Origin of the sequence: Cobetia sp. 1AS1 (assembly GCF_029846435.1) — a bacterium.
Classification (GTDB): Bacteria; Pseudomonadota; Gammaproteobacteria; order Pseudomonadales; family Halomonadaceae; genus Cobetia; species Cobetia amphilecti.
Window position 1 is genome coordinate 35,696 of the sequence record NZ_JARWKU010000003.1, and the last position, 21,592, is coordinate 57,287.

Here is a 21,592-nt window from a genome sequence, read left to right on the forward strand (position 1 = left end):
GAAATCCCTCAGGACTTCTTGTCGTCGTTGACTTCCTCGTACTCGGCGTCAACCACGTCGTCGTCCTGCTTCTTGCCAGCCTGACCTTCGGCAGCCTGCTCACCCTGGGCGCCCTGCTCAGCGTAGAGCTTCTGCGCCAGGTTGCCGGACGCTTCGGTCAGTGCATCCAGCTTGGCCTGGATCGCATCCTTGTCGTCGCCTTTCAGGGCTTCTTCCAGCTCGGAGATCGCCGTCTCGATGGCTTCCTTCTCGCTGGCTTCGGCCTTGTCACCGGCTTCGGTCAGGGTCTTCCTGGTCGCGTGAATCATGCCGTCGGCCTGATTGCGCAGCTGGACCATTTCCTCGAACTTCTTGTCTTCGTCGGCGTTGGCTTCCGCGTCACGCACCATCTGTTCGATCTCGTCGTCGGACAGCCCGCCGGAAGACTTGATGACGATGGACTGTTCCTTGCCGGTCGCCTTGTCCTTGGCGGACACGTTCAGGATACCGTTGGCATCCAGGTCGAAGGCGACTTCGATCTGCGGCACGCCGCGCGGTGCCGGCGGAATGTCGGCCAGGTCGAAGCGACCCAGAGACTTGTTCTGCGCGGCCTGCTTGCGCTCACCCTGCAGGACGTGGATGGTCACCGCGCCCTGGTTGTCGTCAGCGGTGGAGAACACCTGGGACTTCTTGGTCGGGATGGTGGTGTTCTTCTCGATCAGCGGCGTCAGCACGCCACCCATGGTCTCGATACCGAGGGTCAGCGGCGTCACGTCCAGCAGCAGCACGTCCTTGACGTCGCCGCCCAGCACGCCGCCCTGGATACCGGCGCCGACGGCGACCGCTTCATCCGGGTTGACGTCCTTGCGGGCTTCCTTGCCGAAGAACTCGGCCACCTTGGACTGCACCAGCGGCATGCGGGTCTGACCACCGACCAGGATGACGTCGTCGATCTCGGAGGCGGACAGGCCGGCGTCGGACAGTGCGGTCTGGCACGGCTTCAGGGAGCGTGCGACCAGGTCGTCGACCAGAGACTCGAGCTTGGAACGAGTCACCTTGACGTTCAGGTGCTTCGGACCGGTGTTGTCAGCCGTGATGTACGGCAGGTTCACGTCGGTCTGCTGAGCGCTGGACAGCTCGATCTTGGCCTTCTCGGCGGCTTCCTTCAGACGCTGCATGGCGAGGTTGTCGCCGGACAGATCGATACCACTGTCTGCCTTGAACTGGTCAACCAGGTAGTTGATCAGGTGCATGTCGAAATCTTCACCACCCAGGAAGGTGTCGCCGTTGGTGGCGAGCACTTCGAACTGGGTCTCACCGTCGACGTCGGCGACTTCGATGATGGAGATATCGAAGGTACCGCCACCCAGGTCGTAGACCGCGATGGTCTTGTCACCACGAGACTTGTCCATGCCGTAGGCGAGGGCTGCGGCAGTCGGCTCGTTGATGATGCGCTTGACGTCGAGACCCGCGATGCGGCCGGCGTCCTTGGTCGCCTGACGCTGGGAATCGTTGAAGTAGGCCGGAACGGTGATGACGGCTTCGGTGACTTCTTCACCGAGGTAGTCTTCCGCGGTCTTCTTCATCTTCTTGAGGATTTCCGCACTGATCTGCGGCGGTGCCATCTTCTTGTCTTTCACCTGCACCCAGGCGTCGCCGTTGTCGGCTTCGACAATCTTGTACGGCACCATCTTGATGTCTTTCTGAACCACATCATCCTTGAACTTGCGACCGATCAGGCGCTTGACCGCGAAGAGAGTGTTCTCCGGGTTGGTCACTGCCTGACGCTTGGCCGACTGGCCGACCAGAATCTCGTTGTCGTCGGTGTAAGCGATGATGGACGGTGTGGTGCGACCGCCTTCAGCGTTTTCGATGACCTTAGTTTTCTCGCCGTCGAGCACTGCCACACAGGAGTTGGTAGTACCCAAGTCAATACCGATGATGCGTCCCATAATCGTATACCTCGAATCTGTTGCTAGCCTGAAAGATAAGTCTGGATGTCGGCACCTTGTGTCGGTGCCTGAACTTGTTTCTCTAGATGGGGTCGCGTGTCAGGGTTTCAAGACCCGGCCGGGCAAATTTTCCCGGGCCGGATCGCCCTGAGCCCCCACAGGGCGCGATCCAACGCCTATCGGGCGTCGGGAGCGCGCAGGCCTCAGGAGGCCTTGCTGACTGCCACCATCGCCGGACGCACCAGGCGGCCATTGAGGGTGTAACCCTTCTGCATCACGTCGATGACGCTGTTCGGCTCCGCGTCCGGGGACGGCACCATGGCGACAGCCTGATGGTATTCCGGATCGAAGGGCTCGCCGTGCGGATCCAGCTGCTCGACGCCTGACTTGTTCAGGGCATCCAGCTGCATTTTCAAGGTCATCTCGATGCCTTCGACGTGGGTCTTGGCCGCTTCGTCACCCGACATGGATTCCAGCGCCTTCTCGAGGGAATCCACCACCGGCAGCATTTCCTTGACGAACTTCTCCAGCGCGAACTTGCGCGCCTTCTCGGCGTCCTGCTCGGCACGACGGCGCGCGTTCTGCGCATCGGCAGCCGCACGCAGCGCCTGGTCCTTGGCTTCCTTGACGGCCTGCTCAAGCTCTTCGACCTGGGCGGCCAGCATCTCGGCTTCCGGGTTGTCCACCAGAGAGCCTTCGGCGCCGGTATCGTCGGCATCCAGTACGTTGTCGATCACTTCACCTTCCGGCGTTTCCGGCTGCGGCTCGGCATCGCGAGCGGCACGCTGAAGCTCTTCATCCATCGGGGTCTGCGGGTCCTGAGCCATGCTGATCTCCTGCGGGCCGGCGTCTATGCGCCATTGCCCTGATTCGTGGCCTGCTGAGCTTGTCGCGAAGCATTACGCGCACTGGCTGACAGACAGGCCATGAGTTGCCTTGAGAGGCAGCAAGGCCAGGCCATTGCTGCCGACTGAAAGTGTCAGTGCCTCTATATGGGGACAGCACATCGCTTCTCAAGCCTTGCCGCGGGCTTTTCTCCCCACTGAGTCCGGCGTGGATTGAAGGCCACCCGAACGTGCTGTATAAAAAGCCATGTTCACTGTATAAACATACTGTATGGCGACACCGTAGCCCGCCCATCGAGTCCGGGTCCGCTGATGTTTCCCCAGCACGGCGTACGTCAAAGCCCCCTCGGAGGTAGTCATGCTGCTGCAACTCGCCATCCAAGATTTTGCCATCGTCGAAACGCTGGAACTCGATTTCCGCCGCGGCATGACCGCTATCACCGGCGAGACCGGTGCTGGCAAGTCCATCCTGCTCGGCGCCCTCGGCCTGTGTCTGGGCGAGCGCGCCGATGCCGGCAGCGTGCGGCATGGCGCCGACCGCGCCGACCTCATCGCGCGTTTCGATATCAGTGAGCTTGGCGACGCCCGTCAGTGGCTGGATGAGCGCGAACTGGGCAGCGACGACTGCCTGCTGCGTCGCGTCATCACTGCCAGCGGCCGCTCCAAGGCCTGGATCAACGGCACGCCCTGCACCATCGCCGACCTGCGCGAGCTGGGCGAGCACCTGATCGACATCCACTCGCAGCACGCCCATCACTCCCTGCTCAAGGAAGAGACGCATCTGCGTCAGCTCGACGAATATGCGGGCCTGGAGACTCAGGCTGCCCAGTTGCGCGAGGACTTCCGTCACTGGCAGGAGGCGCATCGTCGCCTCAAGCGCATGAGCAATGATGGCGATGAGGTGCGTGCGCGCCGCCAGCTGCTGCGCTATCAGGTCGAGGAGCTCGATGAACTGGCGCTGTGCGAAGGGGAGCTGGAAGCCCTGGAGCAGGAGCAGGAAACGCTGGCCAATGCCGAGCAGATTCTGGCCGAGGCGCAGTCCGCCGCCGAATGCTGTGATCACGACGAAGAAGGTGCGTTGCCGCGCCTCAACCAGGCCCTGGCGCGCCTGGCGCATCTGCCGGGCAACGAGCACGGCTCACTGGCCAGTGCACTGGGCATGCTCGAGGAAGCGCGCATCCAGATAGAAGAAGCGGCGCGTGAACTGCATCGCTTCGTGGAAGTCACCGAACTCGATCCCGAGCGTCTGGCCTTCGTCGATGAGCGCCTGAGCCGCATTCATCAGATCGCGCGCAAGCATCATGTGATGCCGGACGAGCTGCATGGCCTTCATCAGCGCCTGAGCGAAGAACTCGACGGCCTGGGTGGCGATGAGGAGGCCATCGAAGCCTTGCGCGAAGAAGTGGCTCAGCGTCGCGAGGCCTGGAAGGGGCTGGCGAGTGAGGTAAGCGCCAAACGCGCCACTGCCGCCCCGCAACTGGCCAGCGACATCCAGGACCAGCTGGCCTTCCTCGGCATGGGCAAGGCCACCTTCGAGGTCGCCATCGAGGCGCGGGAGCGCCCGCAGCCGGAAGGCATGGAGCGTATCCACTTCCGCATCAGCGCCAACCCGGGCCAGCCGCCACGTGCGCTGGCCAAGGTCGCCTCCGGCGGTGAGCTCTCGCGTGTGTCACTGGCGATCCAGGTCGTGGCCGCCAGTCGCTCGACCATCCCCAGCCTGGTCTTCGATGAAGTCGATGTCGGCATCTCCGGCGCTACCGCCGAGATCGTCGGCCAGCTGCTGCGTCGCCTGGGCGACAAGGGCCAGGTGCTGACCGTCACTCACCTGCCGCAGGTCGCCGCACAGGCGCATCAGCACCTGCATATAGAGAAGCAGGCCGAGAAGGACACGACCCGCACGCACATGGCGCTACTGGATGAAAGCGGCCGTGTGCGCGAGCTGGCACGCATGCTGGGCGGCATTCACCTTTCCGAGCAGACCCTCGCCCATGCCCGCGAGATGCTGGGCGCTGCCGACAGCCGCCACTGAGCGCTGTCGTCAAAGTCGCCGTTCATGCACTGCCAGCGACGTCCATTCGTCCAATGATGCTCCTCTACAAGACGAACGCCAGAGTCATGGATTGAGGAAACATGAACGCCAGATACACGAACGGCCGCCCCTGTGGGCGGCCGTTCGTGTATCTGGCCGGAGAAGGCTCTCCGGCCACGTCATCCCTGACGCAACCCGCGTCAGCTGTCGCTCTTGTCGCCCTTGGGGCGCACGTAGAGCACTAGCGCATGCTCGACCAGCTCATAGCCGTGCTCCTCGACGATCTCGCGCTGACGGCGCTCGATCTCGGGATCACAGAACTCTATGATCTCGCCGCTGTCCAGACATACCATGTGGTCATGGTGTTCTTCCTGGGACAGTTCGAAGACGGCGTGACCGCCATCGAAGTTGTGACGCATCACCAGTCCCGCTGTTTCAAACTGTGTGAGCACACGATAAACCGTCGCCAGACCGACATCTTCGCCAGCCTCAAGCAACGCCTTGTACACGTCCTCGGCACTCAGGTGTCGATCCGTCGATTTCTCGAGGATCTGCAGGATCTTGACTCGCGGTAGGGTTACCTTGAGTCCCGCCTTGCGCAGTTCATGGTTCTGATCGGCCATGCTGGGGTACTCTTCGCAGTCGCTTGATGTATCAGGTATGATCGGCCAAGGCAAAACGATAGGGAATCTTCAGGGCAAATGCAAAACTTGATCAAAACAGTCGCCTTTTGCAGCGCCCTGTCGCTGCTCACCGGGTGCAGCTACTTCAGCGTCTACAAGCGCGACCTTCCTCAGGGCAACCTGATCAAGCCGGAAATGGTCGAGCAATTGAAGCCGGGCATGAGCCGCGAACAGGTCATCTACGTGATGGGCTCACCGCTGCTGACCGCCCCCTTCAGTGAGGATAGCTGGGACTACGTCTATCGCCTCAAGAAAGCGGATGGCGAAATCATCAACAAGCGCGTGACGTTGACCTTCGCAGGCGATTCACTCTCCAACATCGACAAGAGCGGCGACATCGACCAGGAAACCGTCATCGTGCCGGACCTGGACATCGACCCTCGCGCGGCACAGCCTAACCGTGCTGAACCCAAGGCAGGCGCAGCCGACCTGCCTGAAGAGCGCTGATCACTGTCCTCTTCACTCAGTGACAAGCCAGAACAACAGCGGGGCACCTTTCAAGGTGCCCCGCTGTTTTTGATTCTCGCCGGTATCTCGTCTTACTGAGCGGCGCGAGCGGCCTTGTCGGCGCGCCGCTTGCGTGCAAGCTTGGGGTCGGTGATCAAGGCGCGATAGACCTCGACTCGATCCCCGGCGTCCAGCACATGCTCATCGGGTTTGCGCAGCGCCTTGCCGAAGATGCCCAGGTCCGCCTCGAGAAACACCTCGGCGGCAATCGTCGGAAAGTGCTGCTCCAGACGCGCCATGCGCACGGCCTCGCGCGCCGTGGTGCCGGGGGCGACCGCCAGCGAGACGATCTTCTGCTTGTCGGGCAGCGCATAGGCCACCTCGACCGTGATTCTGTCTGTCATGTCTGCTCCTTTGCTCTCGCCACCTTTATATACCACCTGTGCGATATATCACCTGCGCGGCGTTCCACCCTGGCCAACGGCCATGTGTCAGCGCTGGGTATAGATCTGGTCAGCGCGGCGCGTGAAGGCCTCGACCATCTGAGCGGCGACCTGACTGAACAGCTTGCCGAACGCCATGCCCAGCAGGCGATTGCTGAACTCGAAGTCCATCTCGAGCGAGACCTTGCAGGCGTCTTCGCCCAGTGGAGTGAACAGCCAGGTCCCCTGCAGACGCTTGAAGGGGCCATCGACCAGGTTCAGCTCTATCCGCTCGGGGGCATACAGGTCATTGCGCGTGACGAAGCTCTGCTGCATGCCTGCCTTGGACAGGGTAAGCCTGCCCTTGAGATGGTCCTCATCACGTTCCAGCAATTCCGCGTTGCTGCAGCCGGACAGGAATTCGGGATAACGCTCGAAATCATTGACCAGATCGAACATTGCCCGGGCCGAATGCCGCACCAGGGCAGACCGGTTGACCGTAGGCATCTAGCTCTCCGCTGACTTGGATACGCAGCATGCGTATCATGAACAATGGGCCGGCGCATGAAGTGCCGTCTGGCCTTGAATGGTAACACGCCTCCCCCCATCCAGAAGGATGTGCCATATCCACACTGGATGACGGCAGGCGCACACGACAAATGAGGCAACATGGGCAAGAAAAAGAAACCCGAACAGGGCGGCAGTCTGATCGCCCAGAACAAAAAGGCACGCCACGAGTACCACATCGAGGAAACCTTCGAAGCGGGTCTGGTACTGGCAGGCTGGGAAGTGAAGGCGCTGCGCGCAGGCAAGGGCCAGCTGACCGATACCTATATCGTGATCAAGAATGCCGAAGCCTGGCTGCTGGGCTGCCACATCCACCCGCTGGAAACCGCCAACACCCACGCGGTGGCGGACCCGCAGCGTACGCGCAAGCTGCTGTTGCACAAGAAGCAGATCGCACGCATCTTCTCGCGCACCCAGGACAAGGGCCACACCTGTGTGCCGGTCAAGCTGTACTGGAAGAATGCGATCGTGAAGTGCGAGATCGCGCTGGTGGAAGGCAAGAAGCTGCACGACAAGCGCGCCACCGAGAAAGACCGTGACTGGAACCGTCAGAAAGCCCGTATCCTGCGCGACCGCTGAGGGCAGCGTGAGGCAGCTCACGCCAGCAAGCTACTGTCAGGTCAGAAATTTTCCTGAACGCTTGAACTGGCGTAGCACAGTCCCCACCTGTTATGATGAAGACGTAGCAACGCAGTAAAGTGGTAACACTGTTATGGGGGCGTTCTGGCATTCGACGCTGGTGGCAAACCCTGAGGTGCATGCCGAGATCGTAACGTATCTCGTAAATAAAACGTTGCAAATATATAGTCGCAAACGACGACAACTACGCTCTAGCTGCATAAGCTGCTCATGATACCGTTGCGCCTGTTCAAGGTGGATTGAGAACGAGCCCGTATAAACAGGATCGTCTTGGCCGACGTCTCTAAGGTCGAGATTAAAACTCAGAGAATCGCATTGCTGTAGCCTGTTCATTGGCGGCAGTCGTGTTAAATCAAATAATGAAACTAAGCATGTAGAGCCGAAGGCGGAGTGCCGGCGGACACGGGTTCGACTCCCGTCGCCTCCACCATATCCGTGATAGAAAGGCCTCCCTTCGGGGAGGCCTTTCTGTTTGTGGGCGATCAGTTCTGGCTGACCTTTTCCTGTCAGTGGCAGACCGCCCCTCAAGTCGCCCTCTCAGGCCTCTCAAGCCCCTCTCTCAGGCCTGCGCAAGGCCCGGCAGCGGCCACGCAGGCGCCACAGCGCCCATCATGGCCACAGCCTCGGGCTCAGGTCGCGCTGCCGCTCAGGCGCTCGCTGGTGCGGCGCACGCCGATCAGCAGCGGCGTGCCGGTGTCGGGGTCGGGGATCAGGCGGCACTCGACCCCATAGAGCTTGCGCACCAGCTCCGGCGTCACCACCTCGGAGGGCGCACCCTCGGCGATCACGTGGCCGGCGTGCATGGCCACGATGTGGTCGGCATAGCGGCAGGCGCTGGCCAGGTCATGCACCACCATCACGATGGTCTTGCCCTCTTCATGGGCCAGCCGCTGGATCAGCTCGAAGACCTCGATCTGGTGACCGAGATCGAGCGCCGAGGTCGGCTCATCCAGCAGCAGCAAGGGTGTCTGCTGTGCCAGCGCCATGGCGATCCAGGCGCGCTGGCGCTGCCCACCGGACATCGAGGCCAGCTCACGGTCCGCCAGGCTCTCGATATCGGCGGCGGCCATCGCCTCGGCTACCAGGCGTTGATCCTCCTCAGACCACTGACTCAGCGCGCCCTGATAGGGCTGACGACCGAAACGCACCAGCTCATGCACCGTCACCCCCTCGGGCGAATGCGTCTCCTGAGGCAGCAGCGCGATGCGCTGGGCCACTTCGCGCCGCTTGTAGGCGTGAATGTCCTTGCCTTCCAGCAGCACCGCGCCTGACTCAGGCAACTGCAGGCGAGCCAGCCCTGCCAGCAGTGTCGACTTGCCACAGCCGTTGGGCCCGACGATCGCCGTCACCTTGCCGTCGGGCAGCCCCAGGGTCAGCGAATCGATCACGGTGACATGGCGCTGACGCGCGCCATAGCCCAGCGACAGCTCGTTCGCTCGCAGGGTGTCGGTGGTAGCCGCGGCGTGGCGATCGGCCGGGGAATTCATCGCTCGCGGATCAAGCATCGTCTCAGCGCTCATGGCGCACTCTCCTGAAACATCATCGGCCGCTGGAACATCATCAGCCGCTGAAACATGTCGTGCGACGCTGAGCGGCAAGGGCTGGCCCTGGGCCGCTCAGCAGGAAAATAGGGGCAACGGCTAGCGCGGGCTGCGCAGCAGTATCCACAGCAGATAAGGGCTGCCGACCACGGCCATCACGATACCTACCGGGATTTCCAGCGGCGACAGCAGGGTACGCCCGGCGAGGTCTGCCAGCACCATCACCAGCGCGCCGGCCAGCGCCGAGGCCAGCAGCGGCACGCCCTTGTGACGCGACAGGTAACGTGCGATCTCGGGGCCCACCAGCGCCACCATGCCTACCGGCCCGGCCACCGCGACAGCCGCCGCCGTCAGCACGACCGACAGCCACAGCGTGATCAGGCGTACACGCGAGACCGGCTGCCCCAGCCCGGTCGCCACGCGGTCGGTGAAGCGCAGCGTATTCAGCCCGCGTCCCAGCCAGAGTGCGATCGGCACGCCGATCAGCAGGGCCAGCCCGAGCCAGGTGAGCGAATCGGCGTCACGCGCATTGAGGCTGCCGACCGTCCACGGATAGGCGCTGTTGGCGGCATCGATGGAGACTCTTGCCAGCATCAGCTGCGTTCCGGCACCGAACAGCGCCCCGACCCCGATACCGGCGACCAGGAAGCGATAGCCGCGCGTGCCGATACCGCCGGAGAGCCCGAAGGCCAGCGCAGTGGCGATCACGGCACCGCTCAGCGCCATCACCGGCGGCGCCAGCGAGATGCCCATCCCGACCACGGAGGCCACCGCGAAGGCGGTCGCGCCATTGTCGATGCCGATAATGCCCGGCGTCGCCAGACGGTTGCCGGCCAGGGTCTGCATCAGACAGCCCGCCAGCGAGAAGGCAGCGCCTGTGGCGATACCGGCCAGCAGGCGCGGCAGGCGCAGTTCCTGCACCACGAAGACGGTGGCGAACTCGCCGTGCCCGAAGGCCGCCTTGAAGGCATCCCACGGCCCGAGGCCGGCACTGCCCAGCATCAGCGAGGCGACACTGGCCATCAGCAGCGCCAGCAGCAGTATTCCGGCCGCCAGCAATGGCGCACGCAACAGCAGCAGGGACAGCTTGCCATGTCGCCACCAGAGCGTGCCGGTAGGGGCCGAGCGGAGGGGGTCAAGCGGTGAAGGTCTAGACATCATCGATTCCAAACAAGGCCCTGTCAGGACAACGCCTGACAGGGCCGGTCGATTCAAGCAATGAGGCGATGGCGCCGGCATGCGCGCCAGCCTGGCCTCCATCATCATTCACGCCGCAAGCGCCAGAGGCACCAGTCGCTACAGGGTGGGCAGACGACGGGCACGCACCACGGCAATCAGCACGGGCGCGCCCATCAGGGTCGTCAGCACCCCCAGCGGCAGCTCCGAGGGCGGCACGACCAGCCGCGACACCACATCGGCGCTCAGCAGCATGGTCACGCCCAGCGGCAGGCACAGCCACAGCGTGCGCCGCACATCGGCGCCGCACAGCGCTCGCGCCACATAGGGCACGGCGAGGCCGACGAAGGCCACCGGCCCTGCCAGGGCCGTCGCGGCACCGACCAGCAGCGCCACCACCAGGATCGCGACCTTGCGCACGCGCTTGGGATGATGGCCCAGGCCACTGGCGACCTGCTCACCCAGCACCATCGCGGAGAGCGGCCGCGCCAGCCACAGCGTCAGCAGCACCGCGAGCAGGATACTGGGCAGGCTGCTGTAAAGCGCCTCCAGCGAGCGCCCGGCCAGACTGCCGATCACCCAGAAGCGGATTTCGTCGGCCGCGCGCTGGTCGATCAGCAAGGCCAGAGACGTCAGCGCCACCAGCAGGCTCGACAGCGCCGCGCCGGCCAGCACCAGGCGCACCGGGTCCTGACGTGCGCCGCTCATCCGCACGGTGCTCATCACGAACAGACAGCCCAGCAGCGCACCACTCTGCGCCACCATCACGTGCATGCCGGTCGCTTCCATCCCCAGCAACAAGGCCACGGCCACGGCAAAGGAGGCCCCGGCACTCACGCCCAGCAAGCCCGGCTCCGCCAGTGGGTTGCGTGCCACCACCTGCATCAGGGCGCCGCCACAGGCGAGCATCATGCCGACCACCATGCCGATCAGGGTACGCGGCGCGCGCAGCTCGAGCACCACGAAGCGCGCCTGATCGCTGCCCTGTCCGGCCAGCACCTGCAACGCCTGCCAGGGGCCGACATCGCCAGCCCCCCACAGCAGGCTGGCCAGACAGGTCAGCAGGGCACTCAGGCAGGCCAGCGGCATCACCTGACGCAACGCAAGACGCCCGGAGACCTTGTGGGTCATCCGGGCGGCATGTGCGCGTGGCCTGCGGACCTGTGGAGAGGTCTCTTCAGCCTGCATACCACCTCCCGCGTCGCGGTTGCGAGAGGTCCCCTGCCTGCGCAGGGGTCAAACGTGGTGCACCGACATGACTGCGACTAGCCATCATCGCGCGCCCGGTCGATATCCTTCAGCAGTGCTTCCGCGGCCAACGGTCCGCTGGCGCTGGTCCACAGCTGGCCATTCACGCCGACCAGGCTGTCGCGGTCCGCTGTCTCGAGACGCTGGAAGGCCGGCTCTGCCGCCAGGGCGTCAACCGCGGCATCAGAGGAGTCGTCCATGGTGGCGAGGAAGATGGTCTGCGCATCGATGCGTGCCATGTTCTCGTCGCTGAGCGGATCGGAATGCGGGCGACCCGGCTTGACCAGATCACCGCCGACCAGCTCATAGCCGCTGGCCGCCATCAGGCCGGTCGCGAACAGCTGGTCGGACATCGCCATCAGACCACCCGGCATGCGACGCACCAGGCTGGCGGTTTCCGGGGTGGTCATCTCGGCCTTCAGACGCGCGGCGTGCGCGTCGATGGCAGCTAGACGTGTCTCGAGTTCCGCTTCGGCCGTCTCGCCCAGCGCCTCGGCATAGACACGACTCTGCTCCTTCCAGCCCTGCTGGCTCAGCGCCGAAGCGCTCGGCACGACGGTCGGCGCCAGACGCGACATCAGCTGGTACTGGGTCTTGTCGAGGCCCGGCGGCGCCAGGATCAGGTCCGGCTTGAGCGCGACGATCGCCTCGAGATTGAACTCACGCGGCGTGCCGATGATCTTGATGTCCGGCACCTGCGGCTGGATATAGCTCGCCACGCCATCACCGCCGCGTGTGGTTACGGTACCCAGCGGCGTCACCTGACTGGCGACGGCCACATCCAGCGCACCTTCGTACAGGGTGACGACACGCTGCGGCGTGCCCTCGATGTCCAGCTCACCGTAGGCCGTCTCGACACTGCGTGCCTCGGCAGACAGGGAAGCCCCCATCAGCGCTACCGCCAAGGTCGCCATCAGGCCCTGTTTGAACCATGCAGGCCGGGTCATGCCACGAGCAGTAAAAGCAGTCGACGAGACGGTCATGCAGTACTCCGAAATGAAGGAAATGATCTCGCACTCAAGCGAAGGCAGGCGTGATCCTGCGCAGGACGATACCGCAAGGCGGCCCCTGTGCGCATGACTATCACACCTGAACAACGAATAATAATCAATCGCAACAATACCGACTCATCCTGTGACTCACCACACCAGTTCATGCAACGCGACATTGCAACATCCTGCGTGGCAGCAGGCCCCGCCCCCCCCCCCGAGCAGCGCCTGAAGACCTTGAAGGTTGGCGGCGCCTGCCGCAGGCTGTGCGCAAGAATGTCTCTGGCGGAGTCCCCGCAGGGGTTGGGATAGCAGCAAGTGCCCCGATAACTGAGGGATGGACTCTTGCTTGGCGTGCGCGCAGGACGCGCGTGACGCCCCTTCAACATCTACCTGACAGATCCTCGCGTTATTGATGGGACGCTTGCGAGCCTCTGATGCACCTGCGGAGTCTGCGCTCACTCTCTACCCCGACGCCTCACACACTCACCGACATGGAGAAGCCATCTGTGGCGATTCCGACACCCCCGCACTCCCCTCCCGCCCTTGCTGCCTCGCGCCAACCGGACTCATGGCGACCTGCCTGGCTGATGTCCGCCCTGATGATGCTGTTGATGGTGTTGAGCCTCGGGTTCAGCAGCCTGTCCCATGCCGCCCCGGCCGAGGACGGCAGCGGCGATGGCGCGACATCCTCCTATGAGAGCCTGGCCACGCTGCTGGAAGACCCCAGTCAGCGCGAGGCCCTGATCGAAGGCCTGCGACAGCTGGACAGCAAGGCGAGTGAACAAGCCGTCGAGGTGGCGGGGGAAGACGTCACCCTGAGCGAGGACTCGCCGTCACTGTCGCGCCAGCTGGCGGCCATCAGCCAGGACCTGGTCGCGGATCTCTCCGCCACGCTGGACCGCATGCTGGGCACCCTCGACGGTCTGGCCAACGAGGACGCCGACGAGATCGACTGGAGTCGCTTCACCAGCGAGGCCGTGAGCCTCGGGCTGGTCGTCATCTCGACCATCGCGCTGTTCCTCGTGCTGCGCAGACTCGCCAAGCCGCTGTTCTCACGTGTCAGCCAGTGGTCACTGGATGGCCAGCACCGCAGCCCGCTGCTGCGCACCCTGCTGGCGGTACTGGTCGCGGCGGTGGTGGACATCGCGGTCATCGGTCTCGCCTTCCTCGGCGGCTATCTGCTCGCCATCTTCGCCTATGGCGAACAGGGCGTGATCGGTCAGCGCGAGTCGATGTTCCTGAACGCCTATCTGGTCATCGAGCTGTTCAAGGCCCTGATGCGCATGCTGTTCTCCTCCGGCTACAAGGGGCTGCGTCTGCTGCCGATGCCGGATGAGGTGGCGCGGTACTGGAACCGCTCCCTGGCCATGCTGGCCGGCTTCATCGGCTACGGCATCCTGGTCGTGGTGCCGATGATCAACAACAACCTGGCGCCGGCCGTCGGCAGCTTCGTCAATCTGCTGATCATGGCCATCACCCTCGTCTGGGCCATCGTGGTGATCTCGCGCAATCGCATCATTCTGCGTGACCGCCTGCTCACTCAGGCCCGCGAGGCGAACAACGCGCTCATCGCCGTGTGCCTGCGCATTCTGGCGCGCACCTGGCATCTGATCGCGCTGGCCTACTTCGCCACCCTGTTCATCATCTCGCAGACGACGCCTGAAGAGGCGCTGCCGTTCATGATGGGGGCGACGCTCAAGACGCTGCTCGCCATCGGCGGCGGTGCTCTGCTGTCGCGCGTGGTGACGCAGCTGATCGGCAAGCGCATCCAGATCTCCGACAAGCTGCGCGGCCAGCTGCCGCTGCTCGAGAAGCGCCTCAACTCCTACATCCCCACCGCGCTGCGCATCATGCGCGCCATCATCCTGATCGTGGTGGTCGGCATGGTGCTGAATGCCTGGCACATCGTGGCGCTCGGCGAGTGGCTGGCAACCGATGCCGGTGCCCTGCTGCTGTCGCGCATCTTCCATGTGCTGTTCATTCTCGCCTTCGCCATCGCGGTCTGGGTCGGTATCGCCAGCCTGATCGAGCACAAGCTCAATCCGGACACCGGCAAGGGCAAGCCGTCCTCGCGGGTGGAAACCCTGCTGGCGTTGTTCCGCAATGCCATCGCCATCGCGATGATCGTCTTCACCGCGATGATCGTGCTGTCCGAGATCGGCATCGACATCGCGCCGCTGCTGGCCGGTGCCGGGGTACTGGGTCTGGCGATCGGCTTCGGCGCCCAGAAGATGGTGCAGGACATCATCACCGGGGTGTTCATCCAGCTGGAGAACGCCATCAACACCGGCGATGTGGTCTCTGCCGGTGGCGTGACCGGTACCGCGGAACGCCTGACCATCCGCTCGGTGGGCATCCGTGACCTGTCCGGCACCTTCCATATCGTGCCGTTCTCGTCGGTGGATACCGTCTCCAACTACATGCGTGACTTCGCCTACCATGTCGGCGAATACGGCATCTCCTATCGCGAGAATGTCGACCACGCCATCGTGCACCTGCGTGCGGCCTTCGATGAGCTCGAGGCAGGCAGCTATGGTCCGGAGATTCTCGAACCGGTCACCATCGCCGGCGTCTCGGCCCTGGCCGACAGCTCGGTCAATATCCGCGTGATGATCAAGACCAGCCCGGGCAACCAGTGGGCCATCGGCCGCGAGTACAACAAGCTCGTGAAGCAGCACTTCGACGCCGCTGGCATCGAGATCCCGTTCCCGCACATGACCATGTACTTCGGTCAGGACAAGGACGGTGGCGCGCCGCCGGCCAACGTGCGCACCATGCAGGCGCCGTTCGTGATCGATGGCTCGGCCGCCGGTCAGCCGAAGACCCCCGAGCAGCGCGAGGCAGCCGCCAAGGTCGCCAAGCGTCGTGAGGAGAATCCGCTGACGCGTCATGCCACCGAAGACGGCGAAGTCGTGGATGCCGAGGAACAACGCATCCGTCAGACCACCCAACCGGATGCCGACGGCGACTGATCAAGCGCCTGCACTATCCCGACACGGCTATCCCGACACGGCTGCCTGCGCAGGCAGCCATACTGAAACGAAAACGCCCCCGAGCCACTGGCTCGGGGGCGTTTTCATGTGCGGGCTTAAAATGCTGCCTCACGCCTCATGCACGAGGCTGGCTCAGGAGCCGGTGCCCCACATGCTGGACAGCGAGCTCAGCAGCGTCGAGCTGACGCCTTCGCCGCCCATGTAGCTGAGCAGCACCGGCGCGAACTGGGAGACCATGCTGCTGTCCATGCCCAGCGCGGAGAAGGCGCTGTCCAGAGACGCGCTGTCATCGACATTGCCGACGGTGCTGGCCAATGCCGTGGCATTGTCGTTGCCGCTCAGGCTCGCCAGACTGGAGAGCGTGGACAGCGAGCTGCTGCTGGTCAGGCTGGACAGCTGCGGCACGTCGGTGGACAGCTCGGAGGTCGCGCTGGTGCCAAGCTGGGACTGGGCCAGGGCCAGCATGGCAGCGGAGCCACCCAGCGCCTGAGTGGAAGACACACCCAGCTGGGAGGTCAGGCTGGACATCAGGTCGGCCGCCGGCAGGGACTGGCCTGTCTGGCTGCTCAGCATGCTGCTGGCAAGGCTCATCATGGAGCTGGGCGAGCTGGAGGAGCTGGCGGCGTTGCTGGAAGAGCTGTTACCGGTAGCGGCACAACCGGCCAGTGACACGGCCAGTACAGAGGCGCCCATCAGGGCCAGGGACTTATGCAACATGCAGACTCCATCATCGCTTGGGGAAACGGACCGGACTCGGCCCGAAGATGCACCACGTGCATGGGCGCATCCGACACGCAGAATCATCGCACGGAGGAATCGCTTCCAGCCAGCGCCACACGATCACGCTCCGGCCGTGAAGGCCCGGACGCATCGTTGCCGGATCAGCAACGAGAAATCCGGCACCGGCCATGCCCACGCCAGCATGCACCCGCCGACATCTCACGGCGGCGTGCTGATAGGGCGAAAGCCTGGGCGAGAATGCCCACAGCGCCCGTCATACGGGCAAAAAGAAGGGCATCCCGTCACACAGCGTGTGAACGTGGATACCCCGGAGAGAAACCTGCATCACCGGCCGACAGCGCGACCGGTGCAATTGGGCAATACCTTTCATCAAACAAGGAAACATCGTGCAAGCCGCCGAGTGTCTTGTCCGCCAGCCCTCATGACGCCTGTCGTGCCTTAGTTGGCACTCGGGGGTTGGCAACAGGCGGCTGGCGCTCGACGGTTGACTGACACTCGGCGGCCGCCCCTCAGGCGTTGTCCTTGCTCGGCTGCGGCAGGGCCGGCAGTGAGCGATCCAGCAGCTCGACGCTCTGACGGTAGTAGAGCTGACTCTTGTTGTGCTCGCCCAGGTTGGCGAACAGACGCGCGAGTTCAGCACACACCGTACCGCTCGGACGCTGGCGCTGGCTAGCCTCGAAGTACTCCTGAGCCTTGCCCCAGCTGGCGTTGCGCAGTGCCAGACGGCCCAGCGACAGCAGCAGGTCCGGATCATTCGGACGCTCCTGCAGCCACTTCTCGGCATACACCAGCTGACGCGGTGCATCCACGTCCAGTAGCCCGTAACGCAGCACCAGACGCGAATCCCAGCACTCCTTGAGGGAGTGACGCAGCAGACGCTCGGCCAGACCTTCCTGACCACCGGCGATCAGCGCCTCGGCGTAGAGCGCGACCAGATTCACGTCGGTACGCAGGTGGTCCGGCATGTCGGCCCACAGGTTGCGCACGCGCTCGATGTCTTCCGGATTGCGCGCGGCCTGCTGGATCAGCGCCACATAGGCACGCTGTTCCAGCTCCTTCTTCTCCTCGGGGGAGATGAGGTCCTGCTTGTCGAGACGCGGCATCAGACGACGCAGACCATCCCAGTCATTGACCGCCAGATAGGCCTGCTTGAGCAGCTTGAGCACCTGCGGGTGCTCGCCCAGCTGCTTGTCGAGACGCGTCAGGGTCGCCAGCGCCTGTTCATGCTGCTGGCGGTCCAGCATCAGCTGTGCCTGCACCAGACCCACGGCACTCTCGGAGCCCTGGGTGGACTCGTGCGCCCGCTTGAGCAGCGTGTCCGCCTGCTCGAAACGTCCCTGATAGTGCGCGGCCAGGGCGGCGGACAGGTAGTTGACCAGCGGCGTGCTGGAATCTTCCGCCGAGTGAGTCAGCGACTTCTCGGCCCGCTTCCAGCGGCCTTCGGCCAGCGCCACCAGACCCCGTACGGTCTTGCGCGTGGCATTGCGGTGACGGGTACGGCTGTTCCACACCTTGAGGCGGGAGAACGGATGCGCGAAGCGCGACAGCAGGCGCAGACCGAAGTGCAGCACCACGAAGCCCGCGAACAGCAGGATCAAGCCGAACCAGAAGGAGGTCTGGACCGAGGTATCGCCGACGCGAATCAGCCAGTAGCCCGGGAAGGCCTGCATCAGTTGCCCGAACAGGGCACCGATGGCCAGCCCGATGATGATCAGCAGTATCAGGACTCTCATGCGTTGCCACCCCCTTGCTGGGCGCGACGCTCGATCAGCTCACGCAGCTTGCTCAGAGAGGCGGAGATGTCAGGCAGCTCCGGACGGATGGTCTGGCTCTTGAGCTCTTCCAGCTTGGCGACGGCATTCTGCACGCCATCGGTCTTGGTGTCGTAGTAGCCATTGACCAGCGTGATGGCCTTGTCGATGGCGGCCTGGTAGAGCTTCGGCTCTTCCTTGAGCAGCGCCAGCTGCGCCTGTTCCAGCACCAGACGCACGTTCTGACGCAGGTAGGATTCCTGCTCCGGCGTGATCAAGGCTTCCAGTGCCTCGTCATGACGACGCACGGTGACCAGGTCCTTCAGCTCGTTGCCGAAGCGGGCCAGCTGCTGCTGCCAACCGCCTGTCGGCGCTTCGTCGTTCTCGACCTTGGCGGCGATCTCGGCCACGTCCTGCTTGAGCGGCAGACGCGCCAGCTGTTCCTGCTCGGCGAGCAGCGCCAGATAGATACCGCTGCGATCGACGCGCGGCACGCTGTCCAGGCTGGCCAGTTCGGACTGGATAGCCTTGCGCACCGGCAGCAGCGCCGGGTTGTTGGCTGCCGCGATGCGCGCATCGGCGTTCTCGAGCAGCGCATCGGCACCGTTCACGTCACGCTCCAGCTGCAGACGCTGGTTGGCGAGGCGCAGCAGGTACTCGGCTTCCGCGTAGTGCCAGTCACGCGCGTCGGTCTGCTGGGACTTGCTGAGCTCCTCGAGCACCTTGTTGAGGGCCTGCTCGGTGTCCTGGCTTTCGCTGGACAGACGCTTGTCGAGCTCGCTGACGCGGGATTCGTTCTTCTCCAGCGTGCTCGACAGGCCATCGACCTTGCTGGAGACCTGGCCGACCTGCTGGGTCACGCTCTCGCTGACCTGCTTGTCGAGGCCCTGGGCATCCGGCAGCGCATTCAGACGCTGCCAGCCGAACCACGCCAGCACCGCGACCACGATGGCCAGCACGATGACGAGAATCAGCGCGATGCTGCCGGCCTTGCTCTTCTTGCCCTGCGGCTCGCCGGGCGGCGGCGTACCGGGTGCCGTCGTGCCACCCAGGCCTGCACCACCCGCGCCGGCCGTCTTGCCAGCCGGCGTGGAGGGCTTGCCGGGAGTCGCCTTGCTGGAAGAGGCCTTGCCAGCACTCGGCTTGGCGGCAGACGCCTCCTTGGCGGGTTCGCTACGCTCCGGAAGCGGCGATTTTGCGCCGGAAGGCGTCGATGCGTTGTCGTCTGAAGTCTGGCTCACGGGCGTGGACTCACTGGCAGTGGAGGATGAGGTTGAAGAGGAGGAGCTGCCCTGCCCCTTGCCACGCCCACGACGATTGCGCCCACCTCGCGAGCGGCGCTCGCGCGGGGCATCAGCCGTGTCGGATGACGAGGAAGAGGACGAACGGGAGGCCTCGGCGCCAGGGCGGCCAGAGGCAGTGTCATCGGCGGAAACGCCGGAAGCGGAAGAAGCATCTGATGCGCGAGCGGCAGCATCCTTGTCGCCCGACTTGCCGGGCGTCATGCCGGCAGAGCCGTTATCTTCCTGATCGTGTTCTCGGTTGCTCATCTACGCTTGCCCTTTTCCGGATTCTTGGGAATCGATGGCCTCACGCGGACCAGGCGCAGTGGCGCCGGTCACTGCATGGCGAGTCTTGATGATGGGGGCGCAGGCGCGAAGTACTGCCTGCGTCAGGGCCCCGGGTGAAGCGTCCTCGGCGACCGTCACGCGCTCGAAACCATGAGCGTGTGCCAGTGTAGCCAAACGGTGGCTCGACACGATTAGCGGTTGGTGCAAGGCCTGCGGCGTCACTGATGCCATCACCGTCTCGAGCAGTTCATTGCTGGTCACCACCATTGCATCATACGCGCCCGCCGCCAGACGGCCAGCCTGTTGCGGCGACAAAGCCAACGGAAGGCGTCGATAAAGTGCCAGACGCGTGACCTGAGCGCCCCGTGCCACCAGCGTCTCTTCCAGCAGCGGACGCCCGCCTTCACCGGCCACCAGCAACCAGCGCTGACCCGCAAGCGCCCTGAGCGATGGCAGCGACAGCAAGGCTTCGCTGGTGGTGCCGACCGGCGCATCGCGCTCGCCATGCTCACCGCGCGTGGCGCGCGGCGGAACACGCACCGGCACGCCCAGCCGCGAATGCAGCACTTCGGCCGTGGCCGCGCCGACGGCATAGAAGCTGACGCCTTCAGGCAGCTGTGGCCACCACTCCTCCAGCCAATCGGCCAGATAGCCGGCGGCCTGGGGCGAGATCACGATCACGCCGCGATACAGATCGACATCGATGATCGCCTGGCGCGCGGCGGGTTCCAGCGGCAAGGCCTCGAGCGCCATCAGCTTGAGGCATTCCACCTCGCAGCCGGCCTCGTTCAGCATCGCATCGAGAACCGCTCCGCGCGAGCCCGGCCGCGTCGTCAACACCTCAAGACGCGACGCCTTTGCCATCGCTGACACCTCAGCCACGAGCGTCGCCGTAGACCGCCGCCAGAATCTCGCCGGCACCCTGGGAGAGCAGGTCTTCGGCAACGGCGACGCCCAGCGCCTCCGGGGCATCGGACGGGCCACGCGCTTCGGCGCGCAGGATGACCGTCCCGTCGGGGTTGCCGACCAGCGCACGCAGCCACAGCTGGCTGCCGCCTTCCTCGAGCACGGCATAGCCGCCGATCGGCACCTGACAGCCACCTTCCAGATGCGTGTTCATGGCGCGCTCGGCCAGCACGCAACGGCTGGAGTCTTCATGGGCCAGCGGCTCGAGCAGCGCAAGAATCTCCTCGTCCTGCAGGTTGCACTCGATACCGAGCGCGCCCTGGCCACAGGCTGGCAGGCAGGTCTCGGCGTCCATCTCGGCGGTGATGCGCGCATCCAGCTCGAGGCGCTGCAGGCCGGAAGTGGCCAGGATGATGGCATCGAACTCGCCGGCATCCAGCTTGCCGAGACGCGTCTGGACATTGCCGCGCAGGCTCAGCACTTCCAGGTCCGGGCGTGCCGCCTTGGCCTGCAGACCACGACGCAGGCTGGAGGTGCCCAGGCGCGCGCCCTGCGGCAGGGCATCGAAGTTGGCACAGGTGTTGGACACGAAGGCGTCGGTCGGGGCGTGACGCTCGAGAATCACCGCCAGTCCCAACGACTCCGGGAAGTGCATCGGCACGTCCTTCATGGAATGCACGGCGATATCGGCGCGACCGTCGAGCATCGCCTCTTCCAGCTCCTTCACGAACAGCCCCTTGCCGCCGATCTTGGCCAGCGGGGTATCGAGAATCTTGTCACCACGCGTCGACATCGGCACCAGCTCGACGCTCAGGCCAGGATGCAGGGCCTCGAGTCGCGCCTTGACGTGTTCGGCCTGCCACAGGGCGAGCAGGCTCTTGCGGGTCGCGATACGCAGAATCTCACGGCGGGGCACGGCATTCTCCTTGGTGGCGCGCAATGCACGCCATCTGATTCGAAGTTGTTGAGCAAACCTGACTGACGAACAGCGCTGCCCTCTGATGACACTTATCATAAAGCCAGTCACCTCAGGGGGAAAATCCGTGGCACGCTTTCCTGCGATCCGCCGGACTGGCCGCGGCCCCTCGCCCACGCGCAGGAGTCTGGTAC

The 21,592-nt window shown here is 64.3% G+C and carries 18 protein-coding genes and 1 other RNA gene; 5 read left to right on the forward strand and 14 right to left on the reverse strand.

What is annotated here, in order from left to right; translation table 11 throughout:
• Nucleotides 1-8: 8 nt before the first annotated feature.
• Both dnaK and grpE read right to left on the reverse strand, forming a co-directional pair.
• A complete protein-coding gene (gene dnaK / locus QD280_RS07335) occupies nucleotides 9-1,931 on the reverse strand; it encodes a molecular chaperone DnaK (RefSeq protein WP_279838816.1) in 1,923 nt (640 codons plus the stop codon).
• Between the two features lie 203 nt (nucleotides 1,932-2,134).
• On the reverse strand, nucleotides 2,135-2,758 hold the full coding sequence (grpE, locus tag QD280_RS07340) for a nucleotide exchange factor GrpE (RefSeq protein ID WP_043333357.1): 624 nt from the start codon (nucleotides 2,756-2,758) through the stop codon (nucleotides 2,135-2,137).
• 376 nt (nucleotides 2,759-3,134) lie between these two features.
• On the opposite strand from grpE, the gene recN reads away from it, so the two are divergent.
• Complete coding sequence (gene recN / locus QD280_RS07345; protein WP_107335699.1) at nucleotides 3,135-4,805, forward strand: DNA repair protein RecN; 1,671 nt, start codon at nucleotides 3,135-3,137, stop codon at nucleotides 4,803-4,805.
• Nucleotides 4,806-5,005: 200 nt separating this feature from the next.
• Here recN and fur read toward each other — a convergent pair whose 3' ends face one another.
• Nucleotides 5,006-5,428: a ferric iron uptake transcriptional regulator gene (fur, locus tag QD280_RS07350; RefSeq protein ID WP_043333352.1), complete on the reverse strand. Its 423-nt coding sequence runs from the start codon at nucleotides 5,426-5,428 to the stop codon at nucleotides 5,006-5,008.
• A gap of 78 nt (nucleotides 5,429-5,506) precedes the next feature.
• On the opposite strand from fur, the gene bamE reads away from it, so the two are divergent.
• Nucleotides 5,507-5,935, forward strand: a complete 429-nt coding sequence (bamE, locus tag QD280_RS07355; RefSeq protein ID WP_052384519.1) for an outer membrane protein assembly factor BamE — start codon at nucleotides 5,507-5,509, stop codon at nucleotides 5,933-5,935.
• A 92-nt stretch (nucleotides 5,936-6,027) separates the two neighbouring features.
• Here the strand turns inward: bamE and QD280_RS07360 are convergent, their stop codons facing one another.
• Entirely contained in the window at nucleotides 6,028-6,339 is a 312-nt protein-coding gene (locus QD280_RS07360) for an RnfH family protein (protein WP_043333350.1), read from the reverse strand.
• Nucleotides 6,340-6,426: 87 nt separating this feature from the next.
• Nucleotides 6,427-6,864 carry a type II toxin-antitoxin system RatA family toxin gene (locus tag QD280_RS07365; protein ID WP_043333347.1) on the reverse strand — a complete coding sequence of 146 codons (438 nt, stop codon included), beginning with the start codon at nucleotides 6,862-6,864 and terminating at the stop codon, nucleotides 6,427-6,429.
• Nucleotides 6,865-7,026: 162 nt separating this feature from the next.
• Here QD280_RS07365 and smpB point away from each other — a divergent pair, with 162 nt between their 5' ends.
• On the forward strand, nucleotides 7,027-7,503 hold the full coding sequence (gene smpB, locus QD280_RS07370; RefSeq protein ID WP_107335700.1) for an SsrA-binding protein SmpB: 477 nt from the start codon (nucleotides 7,027-7,029) through the stop codon (nucleotides 7,501-7,503).
• Between the two features lie 135 nt (nucleotides 7,504-7,638).
• Nucleotides 7,639-7,993: a transfer-messenger RNA gene (ssrA, locus tag QD280_RS07375) on the forward strand.
• A gap of 199 nt (nucleotides 7,994-8,192) precedes the next feature.
• On the opposite strand, the gene QD280_RS07380 is transcribed toward ssrA, so the two are convergent.
• The 4 genes from QD280_RS07380 to QD280_RS07395 form a co-directional block, all read right to left on the reverse strand.
• Nucleotides 8,193-9,050: an ABC transporter ATP-binding protein gene (locus QD280_RS07380; RefSeq protein WP_279838943.1), complete on the reverse strand. Its 858-nt coding sequence runs from the start codon at nucleotides 9,048-9,050 to the stop codon at nucleotides 8,193-8,195.
• A 153-nt stretch (nucleotides 9,051-9,203) separates the two neighbouring features.
• Complete coding sequence (locus QD280_RS07385; protein ID WP_082388719.1) at nucleotides 9,204-10,262, reverse strand: iron ABC transporter permease; 1,059 nt, start codon at nucleotides 10,260-10,262, stop codon at nucleotides 9,204-9,206.
• A 138-nt stretch (nucleotides 10,263-10,400) separates the two neighbouring features.
• Nucleotides 10,401-11,369, reverse strand: a complete 969-nt coding sequence (locus QD280_RS07390; protein WP_043333495.1) for an iron ABC transporter permease — start codon at nucleotides 11,367-11,369, stop codon at nucleotides 10,401-10,403.
• A gap of 176 nt (nucleotides 11,370-11,545) precedes the next feature.
• A complete protein-coding gene (locus QD280_RS07395) occupies nucleotides 11,546-12,442 on the reverse strand; it encodes an ABC transporter substrate-binding protein (RefSeq protein WP_279838817.1) in 897 nt (298 codons plus the stop codon).
• Nucleotides 12,443-13,107: 665 nt separating this feature from the next.
• Between QD280_RS07395 and QD280_RS07400 the strand changes: the two genes are divergently transcribed.
• On the forward strand, nucleotides 13,108-15,492 hold the full coding sequence (locus QD280_RS07400) for a mechanosensitive ion channel domain-containing protein (RefSeq protein ID WP_279838818.1): 2,385 nt from the start codon (nucleotides 13,108-13,110) through the stop codon (nucleotides 15,490-15,492).
• Nucleotides 15,493-15,645: 153 nt separating this feature from the next.
• Here the strand turns inward: QD280_RS07400 and QD280_RS07405 are convergent, their stop codons facing one another.
• The 5 genes from QD280_RS07405 to hemC form a co-directional block, all read right to left on the reverse strand.
• Nucleotides 15,646-16,230 carry a DUF2780 domain-containing protein gene (locus tag QD280_RS07405; protein ID WP_279838819.1) on the reverse strand — a complete coding sequence of 195 codons (585 nt, stop codon included), beginning with the start codon at nucleotides 16,228-16,230 and terminating at the stop codon, nucleotides 15,646-15,648.
• Nucleotides 16,231-16,763: 533 nt separating this feature from the next.
• On the reverse strand, nucleotides 16,764-17,987 hold the full coding sequence (locus tag QD280_RS07410; protein ID WP_043333341.1) for a heme biosynthesis HemY N-terminal domain-containing protein: 1,224 nt from the start codon (nucleotides 17,985-17,987) through the stop codon (nucleotides 16,764-16,766).
• Nucleotides 17,984-19,555: a uroporphyrinogen-III C-methyltransferase gene (locus QD280_RS07415; RefSeq protein WP_279838820.1), complete on the reverse strand. Its 1,572-nt coding sequence runs from the start codon at nucleotides 19,553-19,555 to the stop codon at nucleotides 17,984-17,986. Before QD280_RS07415 ends, QD280_RS07410 begins: the two co-directional genes overlap by 4 nt.
• Entirely contained in the window at nucleotides 19,556-20,440 is an 885-nt protein-coding gene (locus tag QD280_RS07420; protein ID WP_279838821.1) for a uroporphyrinogen-III synthase, read from the reverse strand.
• A 10-nt stretch (nucleotides 20,441-20,450) separates the two neighbouring features.
• A complete protein-coding gene (hemC, locus tag QD280_RS07425) occupies nucleotides 20,451-21,398 on the reverse strand; it encodes a hydroxymethylbilane synthase (protein ID WP_043333340.1) in 948 nt (315 codons plus the stop codon).
• Nucleotides 21,399-21,592: the final 194 nt, after the last annotated feature.

Coding starts and splice junctions, on each gene's coding strand:
- dnaK (WP_279838816.1), bottom strand. CDS start 1,931: ATGGGACGCATCATCGGTATTGACTTGGGTACTACCAACTCCTGTGTG.
- grpE (WP_043333357.1), bottom strand. CDS start 2,758: ATGGCTCAGGACCCGCAGACCCCGATGGATGAAGAGCTTCAGCGTGCC.
- recN (WP_107335699.1), top strand. CDS start 3,135: ATGCTGCTGCAACTCGCCATCCAAGATTTTGCCATCGTCGAAACGCTG.
- fur (WP_043333352.1), bottom strand. CDS start 5,428: ATGGCCGATCAGAACCATGAACTGCGCAAGGCGGGACTCAAGGTAACC.
- bamE (WP_052384519.1), top strand. CDS start 5,507: ATGCAAAACTTGATCAAAACAGTCGCCTTTTGCAGCGCCCTGTCGCTG.
- QD280_RS07360 (WP_043333350.1), bottom strand. CDS start 6,339: ATGACAGACAGAATCACGGTCGAGGTGGCCTATGCGCTGCCCGACAAG.
- QD280_RS07365 (WP_043333347.1), bottom strand. CDS start 6,864: ATGCCTACGGTCAACCGGTCTGCCCTGGTGCGGCATTCGGCCCGGGCA.
- smpB (WP_107335700.1), top strand. CDS start 7,027: ATGGGCAAGAAAAAGAAACCCGAACAGGGCGGCAGTCTGATCGCCCAG.
- QD280_RS07380 (WP_279838943.1), bottom strand. CDS start 9,050: ATGAATTCCCCGGCCGATCGCCACGCCGCGGCTACCACCGACACCCTG.
- QD280_RS07385 (WP_082388719.1), bottom strand. CDS start 10,262: ATGTCTAGACCTTCACCGCTTGACCCCCTCCGCTCGGCCCCTACCGGC.
- QD280_RS07390 (WP_043333495.1), bottom strand. CDS start 11,369: ATGCCGCTGGCCTGCCTGAGTGCCCTGCTGACCTGTCTGGCCAGCCTG.
- QD280_RS07395 (WP_279838817.1), bottom strand. CDS start 12,442: ATGGCGACCTTGGCGGTAGCGCTGATGGGGGCTTCCCTGTCTGCCGAG.
- QD280_RS07400 (WP_279838818.1), top strand. CDS start 13,108: ATGTCCGCCCTGATGATGCTGTTGATGGTGTTGAGCCTCGGGTTCAGC.
- QD280_RS07405 (WP_279838819.1), bottom strand. CDS start 16,230: ATGTTGCATAAGTCCCTGGCCCTGATGGGCGCCTCTGTACTGGCCGTG.
- QD280_RS07410 (WP_043333341.1), bottom strand. CDS start 17,987: ATGAGAGTCCTGATACTGCTGATCATCATCGGGCTGGCCATCGGTGCC.
- QD280_RS07415 (WP_279838820.1), bottom strand. CDS start 19,555: ATGAGCAACCGAGAACACGATCAGGAAGATAACGGCTCTGCCGGCATG.
- QD280_RS07420 (WP_279838821.1), bottom strand. CDS start 20,440: ATGGCAAAGGCGTCGCGTCTTGAGGTGTTGACGACGCGGCCGGGCTCG.